The 16,387-nt window shown below is 62.0% G+C and carries 14 protein-coding genes and 1 riboswitch; of the genes, 6 read left to right on the forward strand and 8 right to left on the reverse strand.

Annotated features, from left to right (window positions below; genetic code table 11):
• Window positions 1-25 precede the first annotated feature (25 nt).
• Window positions 26-2,203, reverse strand: coding sequence for a catalase/peroxidase HPI (gene katG / locus N438_RS02480; protein WP_012541632.1), 2,178 nt, complete (start codon window positions 2,201-2,203; stop codon window positions 26-28).
• 341 nt (window positions 2,204-2,544) lie between these two features.
• A riboswitch (ZMP/ZTP riboswitch) is annotated at window positions 2,545-2,624 on the forward strand.
• Between the two features lie 17 nt (window positions 2,625-2,641).
• On the opposite strand from katG, the gene N438_RS02485 reads away from it, so the two are divergent.
• The 3 genes from N438_RS02485 (at window position 2,642) to N438_RS02495 (ending at window position 6,255) form a co-directional block, all read left to right on the forward strand.
• A complete protein-coding gene (locus N438_RS02485; RefSeq protein ID WP_004898401.1) occupies window positions 2,642-3,274 on the forward strand; it encodes a LysE family translocator in 633 nt (210 codons plus the stop codon).
• A gap of 221 nt (window positions 3,275-3,495) precedes the next feature.
• Window positions 3,496-5,406: a penicillin-binding protein 2 gene (gene mrdA / locus N438_RS02490; protein WP_165818781.1), complete on the forward strand. Its 1,911-nt coding sequence runs from the start codon at window positions 3,496-3,498 to the stop codon at window positions 5,404-5,406.
• 111 nt (window positions 5,407-5,517) lie between these two features.
• A complete protein-coding gene (locus N438_RS02495) occupies window positions 5,518-6,255 on the forward strand; it encodes a glutamine amidotransferase (protein WP_008804776.1) in 738 nt (245 codons plus the stop codon).
• Here the strand turns inward: N438_RS02495 and pqqF are convergent.
• The 7 genes from pqqF to N438_RS02530 all read right to left on the reverse strand — a co-directional run bounded on the left by pqqF (window position 6,252) and on the right by N438_RS02530 (window position 12,904).
• A complete protein-coding gene (gene pqqF / locus N438_RS28495) occupies window positions 6,252-8,537 on the reverse strand; it encodes a pyrroloquinoline quinone biosynthesis protein PqqF (protein ID WP_116696055.1) in 2,286 nt (761 codons plus the stop codon). The genes N438_RS02495 and pqqF overlap by 4 nt on opposite strands.
• The gene (gene pqqE, locus N438_RS02505) at window positions 8,537-9,679 is read right to left on the reverse strand and encodes a pyrroloquinoline quinone biosynthesis protein PqqE (protein ID WP_012968140.1); all 1,143 of its coding nucleotides are present in this window, start codon (window positions 9,677-9,679) and stop codon (window positions 8,537-8,539) included. The genes pqqF and pqqE overlap by 1 nt, the downstream gene beginning before the upstream one ends.
• Window positions 9,666-9,944 (reverse strand): pyrroloquinoline quinone biosynthesis peptide chaperone PqqD, encoded by a 279-nt coding sequence (gene pqqD / locus N438_RS02510; protein ID WP_008804779.1) that lies wholly within the window; start codon window positions 9,942-9,944, stop codon window positions 9,666-9,668. Before pqqD ends, pqqE begins: the two co-directional genes overlap by 14 nt.
• Before the next feature lie 2 nt (window positions 9,945-9,946).
• The gene (gene pqqC, locus N438_RS02515; protein ID WP_008804780.1) at window positions 9,947-10,702 is read right to left on the reverse strand and encodes a pyrroloquinoline-quinone synthase PqqC; all 756 of its coding nucleotides are present in this window, start codon (window positions 10,700-10,702) and stop codon (window positions 9,947-9,949) included.
• Window positions 10,696-11,622, reverse strand: a complete 927-nt coding sequence (gene pqqB / locus N438_RS02520) for a pyrroloquinoline quinone biosynthesis protein PqqB (protein ID WP_096834351.1) — start codon at window positions 11,620-11,622, stop codon at window positions 10,696-10,698. Before pqqB ends, pqqC begins: the two co-directional genes overlap by 7 nt.
• Window positions 11,623-11,676: 54 nt before the next feature.
• Entirely contained in the window at window positions 11,677-11,748 is a 72-nt protein-coding gene (gene pqqA, locus N438_RS02525; protein WP_002905689.1) for a pyrroloquinoline quinone precursor peptide PqqA, read from the reverse strand.
• A 136-nt stretch (window positions 11,749-11,884) separates the two neighbouring features.
• Entirely contained in the window at window positions 11,885-12,904 is a 1,020-nt protein-coding gene (locus tag N438_RS02530; RefSeq protein WP_022066235.1) for a dipeptidase, read from the reverse strand.
• Between the two features lie 243 nt (window positions 12,905-13,147).
• On the opposite strand from N438_RS02530, the gene N438_RS02535 reads away from it, so the two are divergent.
• The 3 genes from N438_RS02535 (at window position 13,148) to N438_RS02545 (ending at window position 16,307) form a co-directional block, all read left to right on the forward strand.
• On the forward strand, window positions 13,148-14,140 hold the full coding sequence (locus tag N438_RS02535) for an alpha/beta hydrolase (RefSeq protein WP_023322671.1): 993 nt from the start codon (window positions 13,148-13,150) through the stop codon (window positions 14,138-14,140).
• Window positions 14,141-14,226: 86 nt separating this feature from the next.
• Window positions 14,227-14,967 carry a response regulator gene (locus N438_RS02540; protein ID WP_004180014.1) on the forward strand — a complete coding sequence of 247 codons (741 nt, stop codon included), beginning with the start codon at window positions 14,227-14,229 and terminating at the stop codon, window positions 14,965-14,967.
• Complete coding sequence (locus N438_RS02545; RefSeq protein WP_116696056.1) at window positions 14,964-16,307, forward strand: ATP-binding protein; 1,344 nt, start codon at window positions 14,964-14,966, stop codon at window positions 16,305-16,307. Before N438_RS02540 ends, N438_RS02545 begins: the two co-directional genes overlap by 4 nt.
• The last annotated feature ends 80 nt before the right edge of the window (window positions 16,308-16,387 follow it).

Genomic DNA, 16,387 nt, shown 5'->3' on the forward strand with positions numbered 1-16,387 from the left:
CCCGGCGGGTGCCGGGGCGGGGAGATTACAGGTCGAAGCGGTCGAGATTCATCACCTTGGTCCAGGCGGCGACGAAGTCATGTACCAGCTTCTGCTGCCCGTCGGCGCAGGCGTATACTTCCGCCAGCGCGCGCAGTACAGAGTTGGAGCCAAACACCAGATCCACGCGGGTGGCGCTGTACTTCGCCTCGCCGGTTTTACGGTCGCTGCCGGTAAACAGCTCCGCGTGGTCATCGGCCGCTTTCCAGACGGTGGCCATATCCAGCAGGTTGACGAAGAAGTCATTGCTGAGCACGCCGACGCGGTCGGTGAACACCCCGTGTTTGCTGCCGTCGTAGTTCGCGCCCAGTACGCGCAAGCCACCGACCAGCACGGTCATTTCCGGGGCGGTTAGCGTGAGCTGCTGGGCTTTATCGATCAGCAGCGTTTCCGTCGATACACCGCCTTCGATACGGCGATAGTTGCGGAAGCCATCCGCCAGCGGCTGCAGCAGGTCAAACGACTCGACGTCGGTCTGCTCAGGCAGGGCGTCGACGCGGCCTGGGGTAAACGGCACGTTAACGCTGACGCCGGCGGCAGCGGCCGCCTGCTCAACGCCGACCACGCCAGCCAGCACGATGATATCGGCTAACGACGCTTTGCCGGAGGCGCGCTGGATCGCCTGCAGAGTCGGCAGCACCCGGCTGGCGATAGCATTGACCGGCCAGTCTTTCTGCGGAGCGAGGGCCAGGCGTGCGCCGTTGGCGCCGCCGCGCTTATCGCCGCCGCGGAAGGTGGAGGCGGAAGCCCAGGCGACCGAGACCAGCTCACTGACCGACAGGCCGGCGCCGGCGATGGCGGTTTTCAGGCTGGCGATATCCTCAGCGCTCGGCTGATGAGTCGCTGCCGGCAGCGGATCCTGCCAAATCAGATCTTCTTTCGGCACTTCCGGACCGAGGTAACGGGATTTTGGCCCCATATCACGGTGGGTCAGCTTGAACCACGCCCGGGCAAACGCCTCGTTAAAGGCCTGCGGATCGTTGAGGAAGCGGCGGGAGATCTTTTCAAACTCCGGGTCGAAGCGCAGGGTCAGGTCGGTGACCAGCATGGTCGGTTTGCGCTTTTTCCCCGGATTAAACGGATCCGGGATAATTTCCGGCGCATCTTTGGCTTCGAACTGGATAGCGCCAGCCGGGCTGCGGGTCTGCACCCATTCATATTTAAACAGGTTCTCGAAGAAGTAGTTGCTCCACTGGGTGGGCGTCTGCGTCCAGACCACTTCCAGACCGGAGGTGATGGCATCCGCACCTGCGCCGCTGCCGTAGCTGGAGTGCCAGCCCAGACCTTGCGCTTCCAGTGGGGCGGCTTCCGGCTCGGCGCCGACGTGGCTGGTTTCGGCGGCGCCGTGGGTTTTGCCCAGCGTATGGCCGCCGGCGATCAGGGCGACAATCTCTTCATCGTCCATCGCCATATTGCCGAAGGTGGCGCGAATGGCTGCCGCGGCGGACAGCGGCTCACCGCTGGCGTTCGGTCCTTCCGGGTTGACGTAGATCAGCCCCATTTCGGTGGCGCCGATGGCCTGTTTGGCCAGGCTTTCCGGGTGACGGTGGGCCAGCCACTCTTTCTCATCGCCCCAGTCGACGTCCAGATCCGGTTCCCAGACATCTTCACGACCGGCGCCAAAGCCAAAGGTGCGGAAGCCGGCGTTTTCCAGAGCGACGTTACCCGCCAGCATGTAAAGGTCGGCCCAGGAGATTTTCTGGCCATATTTCTGTTTTACCGGCCACAGCAGACGACGGGCTTTATCGAGACTGACGTTGTCTGGCCAGGAGTTCAGCGGCGCAAAGCGCTGCTGCCCACGGCCTGCGCCGCCGCGACCGTCAACGGTGCGGTAGGTGCCGGCGCCGTGCCAGGCCATGCGAATAAACAAGCCAATATAGCTACCCCAGTCTGCCGGCCACCACTCTTGCGAGTCGGTCAGCAACGCTCTGAGGTCAGCTTTCAGCGCGGAGTAGTCGAGCTTTTTAAACTCTTCCCTGTAGTTAAAATCCTCACCCAACGGGTTGGAACGACTGGAGTGCTGGTTCAACAGATCGACACGCAGCTGGTTAGGCCACCAGTCGCGGTTGCCGGTGCCGCTGCCGGCGCTCTGTTTTGGCGTCTCGGCGTGGAAAGGGCACTTTCCGGCGGATGCGTTGTTGGATGGGTCGTTAGACGTGCTCATATCAGGCTCCGTTTGCTTTTGTGAATGCCATTACGATATACACTGCTACCAATAAGCGATATTTGAATGAGTCTACAGATTTAATAGCTAATTCCGTTCAACGAAGGGTAAACATCCCCTTATATGACCAGGCAGACCTGGCGGTTAGTATAAACCTCACCATTAACCATAGACGTAACGAGACGGCAAAGGAAACGATCTGCGTCAATCAGGGAGCCGGAATGCTAATTGTTTGAGATATGACAATTTTCCTGCGAGAAAAGGATGAGGGCTGTCCGTTGCGCGAGCGTAACGAATGTTCGGTACGGGGGTTGTTGGCGGACACAGAATAAGCTAATACTTAGGCACCATGTGACTGGCGCTGAAGACAGAATACTGTCGGGGAGCATGGTCGACGTCGCCGCGCGCCTGGGCATTACCGATAGCTGGAGATAAGTTATGCCTGAATTCGCTTCATTAATGGCCTTTGCCGCGGTGGCGCTGGGGTTGGTGTTAACCCCAGGCCCCAACATGATGTATCTCACTTCGCGTTCGATTTGCCAGGGAAAACGCGCTGGCTTTATCTCCCTTGCCGGCGTGGCCGTGGGATTTTTCTTCTACATGTTGTGTGCCGCTTTCGGCATCACCGCGTTGGTTTTCGCGGTCCCATATGCCTACGATGCCTTGCGTTTATGCGGGGTCGCTTATTTGCTCTATCTGGCGTGGCAGGCGATCAAACCGGGAGGGCGGCCGATATTTGCGGTGCGCGACTTACCCGCGGACAGTGGGCGTAAGCTGTTTCTAATGGGATTCCTCACCAGCCTGGCGAACCCCAAAGTTGCCATCCTGTATCTGTCCCTGCTGCCGCAGTTTATCACCCCCGGACTCGGCAGCGTGCTCAGTCAGTCGTTAATATTAGGCTGTACCCAGGTGATCATCAGCGTGGCGGTGAACGGCATGATTATCTTGCTGGCCGGGCAGGTGGCGTTATTTCTTGGTCGGCGGCCGGGCTGGCAACAATTTCAACGCTGGCTGATGGCGACGGTACTGGCCGGGATGGCGGTAAAGATCGCTTTTGAGGCCAGAAAATAAGCGGGTTGACCGTGTAAACAGATGCCAGCCGTCCCCGTTGCTGGCTAACCTCGCACTCTGATGCCTTTCTCCTGCACAGAAAGGCTTCCCACGCTCTAACATGCTGAAACATTTCTGCCAGATCATTAGCAACCTTTCAGTAGGGCTGGCGCCGCGATAAGGCTATGCTTCCCGGCCGTTACACTGTTGGCTTTTCTTGTGATTCAGGTGATGTACCGCTAATGCCCCTTTTGAGAGATGAAATTCGCGACCACTCCGCGGAAGAGATGCTGTTTATCCGCCGGGCCGCAATTGCTTTTCTGCTGGTGGTGGTCTGCTTTGGCGTGCTGATCGCTAACCTCTACCATCTGCAGGTGGAGCAGCATGATTTCTACCAGACCCGATCGAACCAGAACGACATTAAGATGCTGCCCATCGCCCCCAGCCGCGGGCTGATATTCGATCGCAATGGCATTCCGCTGGTGCAGAACATTACCCTGTATCGCCTGCAGGTGATCCCGAGCAAAATTCCCGATATGGCCGCGCTGCTGCAAAGCCTGACGCCGATCGTCGACCTGACGCCGGATGACATCGCCAGCTTCCGCGACGATATGCACCACAACAGCCGCTATAAAGCGGTGACGCTGAAGTCCGACCTCAGCGACGTGGAGGTGGCGCGCTTCGCGATTAACGAATTCCGTTTCCCCGGCGTGACGGTGGAGAGCTATCAGCAGCGCGAATACCCGTACGGCGCCGAGCTGGCGCACGTGGTGGGCTATGTGTCGAAAATTAACGACAACGACCTGCAGCGGCTGGCGAAAGACGGCGAAGAGGAGAACTATGCTGCCGACCACAATATCGGCAAGCAGGGGATCGAGGGCTATTACGAAAAAGCACTCCACGGCACCACTGGCTATCAGGAAGTGGAGGTCGATAACCACGGCCGGGTGGTGCGTCTGCTGAAAGAGGTACCGCCGGTGGCCGGGAAAAACCTCTATCTGACCCTCGACCTGCACCTGCAGCAGTATATTGAGTCGGTGCTGAAGGGGCAGCGCGCGGCGGTGGTGGTGGTCGATCCCCGGGATGGCGGCGTGCTGGCGATGGTCTCCAGCCCCAGCTACGATCCTAATCCGTTCGTCAAAGGCATTGGCTATCAGGCCTATAAATCGCTGCTCGATAATCCGGACCGGCCGCTGATCAACCGCGTCACCCAGGGGCTGTATCCCCCGGCCTCGACGGTGAAGCCCTATATGGCGCTGTCGGCGCTCTCCGCAGGGGTCATCACCCCGAACACCACCTTCTTCGGCGCGCCGACGTGGACGCTGCCGGGCACGCAACGCCGCTACCGCGACTGGCTGAAGACCGGCCACGGGATGCTCAACGTGACCAAAGCCATCGAAGAGTCGGCTGACACCTTTTTCTATCAGGTCGCTTTCGAGATGGGCATTGACCGGATCCATGAGTGGCTGAGCAAGTTTGGTTACGGCCAGTCCACCGGCATCGACCTTAATGAGGAGTATGCCGGCGTACTGCCCAGCCGGGAGTGGAAACAGCGGGTGCATAAAAAGCCCTGGTATCAGGGGGACACCATCTCGGTCGGCATCGGCCAGGGGTATTGGATCGCCACGCCAATTCAGATGGTGAAGGCGCTCACCACCCTGCTGAACAATGGCAAGGTGCAGGATCCGCATCTGCTCTATTCGATGAAGCAGGGCAACCATGTGGAACGTTATCAGCAGCCGGCGAACCTGCCGCAGGTGGGCGATCCGAAATCGCCGTACTGGGGCATTGTGCGCAACGGTATGTATGGGATGGCGAATCTGCCCAACGGCACCGGCTACAAGCTGTTCCATACCGCGCCGTACCAGATCGCGGCGAAGTCCGGCACCTCGCAGGTGTTCAGCCTGAAGCAAAACCAGACCTATAACGCCAAAATGATCCCGGTGCGTCTGCGCGACCATATCTTCTATACCCTGTTTGCCCCTTATCAGCATCCGAAGGTGGCGATGGCGCTGATCCTGGAGAACGGCGGCGGGGATGGGGTGGTGGCCGGACCGACGGCGCGCGCCATTCTGGACCACATCTTTGTTCCGCAGCAGGCGTCATCCGCGGCGGCTGACGTGCCGCAGCGTGACAGCGCCGATGCCCAGTAAGCGGCTGGACTTATTCCGGACGCGCATCGTTCATAGATATTGGTTATTTGTCCCGCGGCTTTCCGGGCGGCATAGTGATGGCAGGAACATGACCCGGAGCGAGGAGGAAGGGTGACACGTAACCGATTATTGCTGGTTCAGACCGGCACGCCGCCGGCAGCCATCCGCGAGGAGCATGGCGATCTGCCGCACTGGTTCCGTACGCTGCTGGCGCCGTGGCAGGCGCAGCTGACCGCGGTGCGGGTCTTTGAAGATGAACCGCTGCCGGCGCCGGATCGCCAGACCGTGGCGGTTCTCACCGGTTCGTGGGCAATGGTGTCCGATCGCCTGGCATGGAGCGAACGGACCGCCGACTGGATCCGTCAGGCGGTGGCTATCGGCATGCCGCTGTTCGGCGTCTGCTATGGTCATCAACTGATGGCCCATGCGCTGGGCGGTGAGGTGGCTTACCATCCTGCCGGGCGGGAAAGCGGCAGCAAAACGATTGCGCTTTCGCCGTGGGGTGTCGATGACCCGCTGCTGAGCGGCCTGCCAGCGACATTCCCCGCGCATTTGAGCCATTTGCAAACCGTGACCCGTTTGCCGGAGGGGGCTACTGTGCTGGCCGCATCCTCCCACGATCCCCACCAGATTGTGCGCTACGGGCCGCAGGCGGTCTCCACGCAGTTTCACCCGGAATTCACCGCGCCGATTGCCCGCTCGCTGATCCGCTACCGGGAGGCGGTGCTGCAGGCGGAAGGCATCGACCCACAACAGTTACACGACGAGGTCCAGGAGAGCCCGCAGGCCGCGGCGATCCTCACCCGCTTCGTCAGCGACTTTCTGACCCCGGATGCCCCCGGCCATTAACTCCCTGTCGTGAACAGCACTCGCCAGCGACGACGCCGGCGGGTCATCTCACGCCACAGGGCGACCACCTCTTCAACGCGCAGCGCGTCAGCTGCCTGCGGCGTCACCCCCGGCAAGTTATACTCCTGGCGCAGCGCGTCCAGGGCGCGCACCTTCGGCGGTACCCGGGAGCGGGCCTGAGCGGCCAGCCGCTGCTGTAACAACCTGAAGGTCGCCTCATCCATGGGGTCCAGCTGGCGCAGAAAGGTTTTACAGCAGCGGAGGAGTTCTCCGGGACGGCGTTCCGGGGACTGGAGCGCCATCAGCAGCCCATCGCGATCGGCAACGCGCTGATAGCGGCAGCTCACCACATAGCCTATCTGCTGCTCCACCCGCAGGCGCTGGAAAAACGGCGGCTCGCAGAACTGCGCCAGCACCCGCAGGGCCGCCAGCGAAGCGCCTTCCGGCAGCGGAAGAAAGACCAGTAGCGCCGTGTCGCCCCGGGGATAAGCCAGCCGCTCGACGCCGCCGCGGCAGGGGGCCGGAGCGGGCATCGGCGGATTAACCGGGACGGTAAGCCGGCTCAGCTGACGCGCTACCCACTGCGCATCTTCCGCGCTGCCGCCAATCAGGGCCGCCAGCCAACCTTCCTGGTGCGCTGACGTACCCAGCCGTTCGGGGAGCTGGGCCATGAGATGACGGATCGCAATACTCTCCGGCGGTGGGGGCAGCGGGGCGACCAGGAGCGCGAGCTGCCGCACGATGGCCTGCAGAATCGCCTCCGGCCGTTGGCCGGACGCAGGCAACTGCAGGATCAGCTGCCAGCTGCCGTCGAACAGATGCCACTCGCCGTATCCCCCGGCATGGCGCAGGGCGGCAAGAAATGGACGCAGCTGTTCCCCGCGCGCCAGCCCTTCGGCCGGCGTGGGCGAGCAGTAGAAGGGCGGTCGCAGCAGGAGCGTCGGCGGCTCTCCCGGTGACGGGAGGTGACGCAGTGGCGCGGCTTCCGCCGGGCTTTCGGCCACGAGCTCGCCAGCGGCCTGCGGATAAAAAGCGAATGCCAGCGCCGGGTCAGAGACCGGACGTGGCGACCAGCGGCTGAGCGGCAGGCTAAAGCCCTGGGTGGCTACCGTTGCTCCGGGGGGCTGCGTCTGGCAGGCCAGGCTGACCGTGGGGGCGGCCAGCAGGGCGGCGCAAAAATCGGCGAACCCGGTGGGCGGCGCCCCGGGGGCAAAGCCGAATGCCCGCTGGCGCAGCTGATCGAGGGGCGACAGCGCCTGAAAACGGCGCCGGGACAGCTGATAGTAGTGTTGCTGCTGCTCAGGCGTCGTCTGCTGTAGCGCCTGCAACCAGTGGGTTATCTGCCGGTCGACCTGTTCCGGCCGGTCGCTGGCGAAAATCAGCGCCAGCCAGCCGAAGTGCTGATCCTGATACAGCCAGTTCAGCGCCACGTCCTCGGCCATCCCGCGCTGGCGCAGGCCGGCCATCAGGCTACCGGGGGCTTCATCCAGCAAAAACTCGCGCAGTAACGTGACATTGTCACTTAAGGCGATCAGCGGGCAGCGCCACAGCGCGGGCTGGCTGGAGACGGCCAGCTGCAGTTCAGGGGGCTCGCCCAGAGTGAGCGGCGGCGCTGGCGGCGGTGCCTCGCCCGGGGCAAGCCCGGTGGCGAAACGGGTCGCCAGTTCGCCGAGCACCTCCAGCGACTGCGGCCCCTGCAGCCAGAGTTGCATCCGGCGGGCGACGTAGTGGCTGCGGTGAAAGTCACGTAAGGCCGCCTGTAGCGCGAGGAAATCCTCCCCCAGCGACCCGGCGTCGCCGACCTGAAAGCGGCGAAACGCCGCGGGCGCGATGGCGGCGTGACGCACGGCGGCTTCCCGTCGCGACAACTCATGCTGTTGGATCAGGCCGTTTTCGGCGTCGATAACCGCGACTTCGCGTTGAATATCGTCCCTGAGCAGCAGCGGCGCCTGCAGCATCTCCTGCAGGCGCGCGACGCCGTCAGCCAGGCCCTCGGCGGCGACCTCGAAAAAGAAAGCGCTGTGGCGGGCCAGGGTGGTGGCATTCACATCCCCTGCCTGGCGCTGCACCCAGCTCATCAGCCGTTCATCTTTGCGGTAGCGCTCACCGCCGTAAAACAGCAGGTGTTCCAGCAGGTGCGCCAGACCGGGGAAGCGCGACGGTTCGTGGTGGCTGCCGGCGGCAACCCGCACCAGGGCCGCCGCGCGATCGGCCTGCGGCTGATGAACCAGGGTGGCCTGCAGGCCGCCCGGCAGGGTGACGGTGCGGGTCGCCAGCGTCATTACAGTTCCCGGGTTTTGTAGATCAGCTGCGAGCGGGTACGGTTGCGGAACTGCAGCTGGTTGACTTTGATGTCGCTGCAGGCCGCTTCGCGCCGGGCCTCAAGGATTTTGTGATGATGTGGGGATTTGCTGCACACCGGGTCGGCGTTATCGGCGCTGCCGGTCAGCATAAAGGCCTGACAGCGGCAGCCGCCGAAGTCTTTCTCTTTTTCATCACAGGAGCGGCACGGCTCCGGCATCCAGTCATACCCGCGATAACGGTTGAAGCCGAACGAGTCATACCAGATCGATTCCAGACTCTGCTCCAGCACCGACGGGAACGCCACCGGCAGCTGGCGCGCGCTGTGGCACGGCAACGCAGTGCCTTCCGGAGTGACGCTGAGGAAAATCGATCCCCAGCCGCCCATACAGCCTTTCGGGCGTTCCTCGTAATAGTCCGGGGTGACGAATAGCAGGTTGGTGAGGTTACCGCTGGCGGCCATTTTCTGCCGGTAATCGGCGACCACCTGCTCGGCGCGGGCGATCTGTTCCCGGGTCGGCAGTAACCCCTCGCGATTAAGAAACGCCCAGCCGTAAAACTGGCAGGTGGCGAGCTCGACGTCATCGGCTTCCAGCTCAATGCACAGCTCGATAATTTTATCGAGCTGGTCGATGTTATGCCGGTGGAGGACGAAGTTCAGCACCATCGGGTAGTCGCGCGCTTTCACCGCTCTGGCCATCGCCAGCTTCTGCTGGAAGGCTTTTTTATTGCCGGCAAGAGCGGCGTTGAGCACCTCATCGCTGGCCTGGAAGCTAATCTGGATATGGTCCAGTCCGGCCTCGCTGAAGGCGTCGAGTTTGCTCTCGGTTAGCCCAATTCCCGAGGTGATCAGGTTGGTATAGAACCCGAGGTCGCGCGCGGCGCGGATCAGCTCCGGCAGATCTTTACGGGTCAGCGGCTCGCCGCCGGAAAAGCCCAGCTGTACGCTGCCCATCGCTCGCGCCTGGCGAAAGACCTCGATCCATTGTTCGGTGGTCAGCTCCTTTTCCTGCCGGGCGAAGTCCAGCGGATTGGAACAGTAGGGACACTGCAGCGGGCAGCGGTAGGTCAGCTCCGCCAGCAGCCACAGCGGCGGATTGACGGCGGGTTTATTCTGGCTCACGGCAGGTGATCCACTTCTGTTGACAGGCGATCTGCAGGAACTCGACGACGTCGTCATCGACGCCGCCGGCTTCCGGGAAACGTTCGTTAAGCATGGCGATAATCGCCGCGACGTCGCGCCGGCCATCGACCAGCTCGAGGATCGCCGCGGCGGTCTCATTGAGTTTAGCCATTCCCTCCGGATAGAGGATCACATGGCTCTCCTGGGCGGCTTCCCACTGCAGTCGGTAGCCGCGACGAAAGGCAACGATGGACGTTTTTTGCATGATTACACCAGTCGGGTCGTGTGCCAGGCCGCCTTGTCGGTGACCGTGTGATAGGGCGGGCGCTGCAGAGCGTAGGCCATGGTCATGGCATCGAGCATCGACCACAGGATGTCGAGCTTAAACTGCAGGATCTCCAGCATCCGGTTCTGTTTTTCAGCGCTGTCACAGTAGGTCTTCGCCAGCGCCAGACCATGCTCAACGTCGCGGTTAGCCTGGCTCAGACGACTGCGGAAGTAAAAATAGCCTTCCTCTTTGATCCACGGATAGTGCTGCGGCCAGCTGTCGAGGCGCGACTGATGGATCTGTGGGGCGAACAGCTCGGTCAGGGAGCTGCAGGCCGCCTCCTGCCAGCAGGCGCGACGAGCGAAATTAAGATAGGCATCCACCGCGAAGCGCACGCCGGGCAGCACGTGACGCTCGCTGAGCAGGTCGTCGCGGCTCAAACCGACCGCTTCCCCCAGCCGCAGCCAGGCTTCAATCCCGCCATCTTCGCCGTGGCTACCGTCGTGGTCGAGGATCCGCTGCACCCATTTGCGCCGGGTCTGCGCATCCGGGCAGTTAGCCATAATCGCCGCGTCTTTCAGCGGAATGGTGGTCTGGTAATAAAACCGGTTCGCCACCCAACCCTGAATTTGCTCGCGGGTCGCTTCGCCGTTATGCATGGCGATGTGGTAAGGGTGGTGAATATGGTAGAAGGCGCCTTTAGCCCGCAGAGCCTCTTCAAAGGCCTGCGGCGACAGCGTGTCGGTGATCAGCATGCGGTATCCTGAAGGGTGATTGCCATCCCGTCCCAGCTCACTTCAATCCCCTGTTGCGTTAGCGCCTGGCGCTGGGGAGACTGTTCGTTAAGGATCGGGTTGGTGTTATTAATATGAATGAGAATTTTGCGTTTTGCCGGCAGGGAGGCCAGCAAGGCCATCATCCCGTGCTCATCGCTGAGCGCCAGGTGTCCCATATCGCGACCGGTATTGCGCCCGACGCCGGCGGCCTGCAGCTCGTCATCCTGCCAGACGGTGCCATCGATCAGCAGACAGTCCGCTTTTTGCAGCCACGGCAGAAGGGCTTCATCCGGCTCACCCAGCCCCGGGGCATAGAACAGCGTCTGCCCGTTGCGGTGGTTTTCGATAAACAGCGCCACGTTATGGCCCGGCAGCGGCCGGTCGCGATACGGCGAATAGGGCGGCGCGTTGCTGGCGATAGGCACGGCGGTAAACTGCAAATCAGGGCAGGCGTCAACGGTAAAAGGCTGCTGCGGCGCGATGGGATGATGCACCAGGCCGCCGTTCCAGTGTCGCAGCATGGTAAACACCGGGAAGCCGGTGGAGAGATCCTCATGAACCTCCGGCGTGCACCACACCTGGTGCGGGCAGCCTTCGCGCAGGCTCAGCAACCCGGTGGTGTGGTCTATCTGGCTGTCGGTGAGAATAATGCCGCCGATAGACGTCCCGCGCAGTACGCCGGGTTTATTTAACTCGGGGGTATGGGCAATCTGCTGGCTGATATCCGGCGAGGCATTGCACAGCACCCACTCTTTGCCGTTATCGCTGACGATGATCGACGACTGGGTGCGGGCACTGGCCTGAATGGTGCCGTTGCGCAGACCCTGACAGTTGGCGCAGTTGCAGTTCCATTGCGGGAAACCGCCGCCGGCGGCGGAGCCGAGGACTTTAATGAACATGAAGACGGACCGGGTAATGAATGAAGGTGCCCGCGCGAACGGCGGGCGGGGCGATTAACGGTTAGAAATGTACAGCGTCACTTCCAGACCGAGACGTAAATCGATAAAAGCAGGTTTCTTCCACATGTTGTGTTCCTCTTAAAAATGACGACAGGCCTCACGGATAATGCTGGATCTGTGACGGCCGCCGCATATTGCGCTTCACCGGGAGAGAGATCAACCCGGAATCTGTAAGGAATTAACTTTATGTTTACAATATAACCTATTGTTGCCAAACCTTTTTTAATACCCGCAGCCAGTTGTTCCACAGCAGCTTATCCAGCACCAATTGATCATAGCCATTGTCCCGCAAGGCATTGATAAGCCGCGGTAAGCCGGCCACATCGCCCAGCTCGTCGGGCAGGGTGATGCCGTCAAAATCCGAGCCGAGAGCCACATGATCCTCACCCATTATGTTAATAAGATAGTCGATATGCCGGACAATGGTGGTTATGGGCGTGTCGCTGTCGCGCCGTCCGTCGGCGCGCAGGAAAGCATTGCCGAAATTGACGCCCACTACGCCTCCGCTGTCGCGGATCGCCCGCAGTTGCCGGTCGGTCAGATTGCGCGGCTGTGGGCACAGGGCGTGGGCATTAGAGTGGGTGGCCACCAGTGGGGCGGTGGAGTGGTGGGCGGTATCCCAAAAGGCCTGTTCATTCATGTGCGAAACATCGATCTGCATCTTCAGGGCGTTGGCCTGAGCGATGAGCGCAATGCCCTCGCGAGTGAGACCCGGCCCGCTGTCCGGGCTGCCGGGAAAGGCGCCGGTGACCCCGCAGCCGAAGCGATTGGCGATGTTCCAGAACGGACCAATGCTGCGCACCCCGGCGCGATAAAAGGCCTGCAGATCTTCGCCTTGCGCGTCGAACCCGCCAGCACCTTCGATGTGCGCCACCATCGCCAGCGCGTTATCCTGGCGACAGCGTTCGATATCCGCCGCGCTCAGGCACAGCCGCGCGCGGCTGGCGTCATGGGCGCAAATCGCCTTGAGGATAGCCAACTGCTGCCAGAGGATCGCCAGCGGATCCCACGCCTCGCTGGCGTACTGCGGCGCCACGCGGGCGATATACTCCTGCGGCGGCACAAAGAGGGCGAACAGGCCGCCGGCCAGCCCGCCCTGGCGGATACGCGGATAGTCGAGATGGCCGTTTTCTATCCCGGCAAAGAAGGCGCTTACCGGATCCTCACGATGGTGAAGCCAGAGATTCAGCAGCAGGTCATTGTGACCATCAAAAATCGCCATAGCGGGTACCTGCGTTCTTAAGTGGTGAAAAATGCCTGCCACGGTAACGGATTTATCTCCTGGGGCAAGCATAAATTCACATGCCCGCAACAATTGCCAACCTCGACTCTGTATCACACTGTATCTCGCGGCGCAGCGCTGACATTAAGAGATAAAAATGGCCCCGGTCGGGCACATGGCAGATACAAATTTCCGCTTTACTGGTCACGTACTCTCTTGATGATGATAAAAGGTGAGAAAGTGATGAACAGATTATCCCTGATCCGCTATACCAGCGCCGCGGCGCTGGGGTTATCCACCCTGTGGTCCGCTGCCGTTTGCGCCGCGGAAGACGCGGGGGCGTTCGACAAGATCCACCAGATCCGCGCCGGCGACCTGAATATAGGCTACGTGGATATCGGCCCGCGCGACGGCCAGCCGGTGATCCTGCTGCACGGCTGGCCCTACGATATTCAGAGCTATGCTCAGGTGGCGCCGGCTTTAGCGCAGAAGGGTTACCGGGTCATTGTGCCGTATCTGCGCGGCTACGGCACGACCCGTTTCCTCTCCGCCAGCACGCCGCGTAACGGTCAGCCGTCGGCGATGGCGGCCGATATTGTCCATCTGATGGACGCCCTGAACATCAGGCAGGCGGATCTGGCCGGCTTTGACTGGGGCGCGCGCACGGCGGATATCGTCGCCGCGCTGTGGCCGCAGCGGGTGAAATCCCTGGTCTCGGTGAGCGGGTATCTGATCAGCAGTCAGCAGATTGGCGAAAAACCGCTGCCGCCGCAGGCGGAGCTGTCGTGGTGGTATCAGTTCTATTTTGCCACCCCGCGCGGCGAAGCCGGTTACCGGCAGAACACCCACGACTTTGCGAAATTTATCTGGCATCAGGCGTCGCCGCAGTGGAAATTCAGCGACGCGACTTTTGCCAGAACCGCCCGGGCGCTGGATAACCCGGACCACGTGGCGATCACCATCAGCAACTACCGCTGGCGCCTGGGGCTGGAGAAGGGGGAAGCGAAGTATGCCGGCTATGAACAACGGCTGGCGGCGCTACCGCCGATAACCGTGCCCACCATCACCCTTGAAGGGGCGAATAACGGCGCGCCGCATCCGGCTCCCGCCAGCTACCGGGCTAAATTTACCGGAAAATATGAACACCGGGATCTGCAGGGGGCGGTGGGCCATAATCCGCCGCAGGAGGACCCGGCAGACTTTGTCCAGGCGGTGGTGGACGCCGACCGTTTGTAATCCGCGCCTTGCCGGCGGCGCGACGTTGCGCTTCCGGCAACACGGCTTATGCTTGTGAAGAGTTTATTTTGCCGCAGGAGCACCCTTTGGAGCGTATTGACCACATCCTGGTCGTCGATGACGACCGCGATATTCGGGAACTGATTGTCGACTATCTGGAAAAATCGGGATATCGCGCCAGCGGCGCGGCGAACGGCAAAGCCATGTGGTCGGTGCTCAAAAATCATCAAATTGACCTGATTGTGCTGGATATCATGATGCCGGGCGAGGACGGCTTAACGCTCTGCCGCCAGCTGCGCGCCAACCCGCAGCAGGATATTCCGGTGCTGATGCTCACCGCCCGCACCGACGACAGCGACCGGATCCTCGGACTGGAAATGGGGGCTGACGATTATCTGATTAAACCCTTTGTGGCCCGCGAACTGCTGGCGCGCATCAAAGCCATTTTACGCCGCACCCGGGCGCTGCCGCCCAATCTGCAGATCACCGAGGCGGGCAGGCTGATCGCCTTTGGCGACTGGCTGCTCGACACTGCCGCCCGCCACCTGCTGGACGACAGCGGCGCCATCGTCGCCCTCAGCGGGGCGGAGTATCGGCTGCTGCGGGTGTTTCTCGATCACCCCCAGCGGGTATTGAACCGCGACCAACTGCTGAATCTGACCCAGGGACGCGACGCGGAACTGTTTGAGCGGTCAATTGACCTGCTGGTGAGCCGACTGCGCCAGCGGCTACGGGAGGATGCCCGCGAGCCGGCCTACATTAAAACGGTGCGCAGCGAAGGCTATGTGCTGTCGGTGCCGGTCTCCATCCGCGAGAGGCATGAATGAGGTTTTGGCCCGCCTCGCTGCAGTCGAGGCTGATGGCGCTGCTGTTTCTGGCGCTGCTGCTGGCGAATACTTTAACCCTGTCGCTGCTGTTTTATGAGCGCATGAGCAGCGCTCGCAGCGTGATGCTGGGCAATCTGGCTTCCGATGTCGCCACCAGCGTGGCTATCCTTGACCGCCTGCCGGCCGCTGAGCGCCCACAGTGGCTGCCGAAGCTGGCGCGCGGCAATTATCGCTATCTGCTGGACTCCGGGGAGCGCGGCGACTACCCGGACAGCTGGCGTGCCCGGGACGCGGCCCGCTCCCTGCAGGAGGCGCTGAGCGCGCAGTATCCGGTCAGTATTGTGACGATCCCCGGCCCGCGGCAGCATATTCAGGCCCATATTACCCTCCACGACGGCGCCCCGTTGACTCTCGATCTGTGGCCGAAGCTACCGGCCATCGCGCGCTGGCTGCCGGTGGTGCTGATCGCTCAGTTTGTTCTCCTGCTGGCCTGCGCCTGGTATGCCGTTCGCCAGGTGTTGCTGCCCATCACCCGTTTTACCCGCGCAGTGGACGCCCTTGAACCGGCCAGCGACACGGCGGGAACCATGGCCGAGCAGGGGCCGGAAGAGGTCCGCCGTGCCGCTCGCGCGTTTAACGCGATGCAGGCGCGTATCCACGACCATCTGCAGGAGCGGGCGCGGATCCTCGCCGCTATCTCCCACGATCTGCAAACCCCGATCACCCGAATGAAGCTGCGGGTGGAGATGGCCGACCAGCCGGAACTGCGCGATAAACTGCTGCAGGATCTCGACAATATGACCCGCCTGGTGCGGGAGGGCATCGCCTTCGCCCGCACCTCTCAGCCGCTGGCGGAGGCGCGCCAGCGGCTGAACCTTGACGCCTTTCTCGACACCATCGTCTGCGATTATGCTGATGTCGGCCGGCCGGTGCTTTTTTGCCCGGAGGAGACCGCCGGGGTGGTGTCGATCCCACCGCAGGCCCTGCGCCGGGTGATGACCAACCTTATCGATAACGGGCTGAAATTCGGCACCACGGTCACGGTAACTCTGACCCGCGACGCCGCCGGGGATGTCACCCTCCATGTACTGGATGAGGGGCCGGGGATCCCTGAGGCCTCGCTACAGGCGGTGTTGCAGCCGTTTTATCGACTGGAGGACTCGCGCAATCGCGATACCGGCGGCACCGGTCTGGGGCTGGCGATTGCTGCGCAGCTGGTCAGCCAGATGAACGGCACGCTGCGTCTGACCAACCGCCCGCAGGGCGGCCTGGACGCCAGCGTTCGCCTTGCCGCGGCGGGATTGTATCCTGCTGTATCTCCGGCGCAGACGGATAACTAAGCCGACAATTCTCCCCCTTTCCCGACACATTCGCCTTACATGCCCTTGCTGTAATGTCGTGGCTGCCACTCCCGGCAGCG

It is taken from the genome of Klebsiella sp. GL120222-02 (genome assembly GCF_003097195.1).
Lineage (GTDB): Bacteria > Pseudomonadota > Gammaproteobacteria > Enterobacterales > Enterobacteriaceae > Klebsiella > Klebsiella variicola.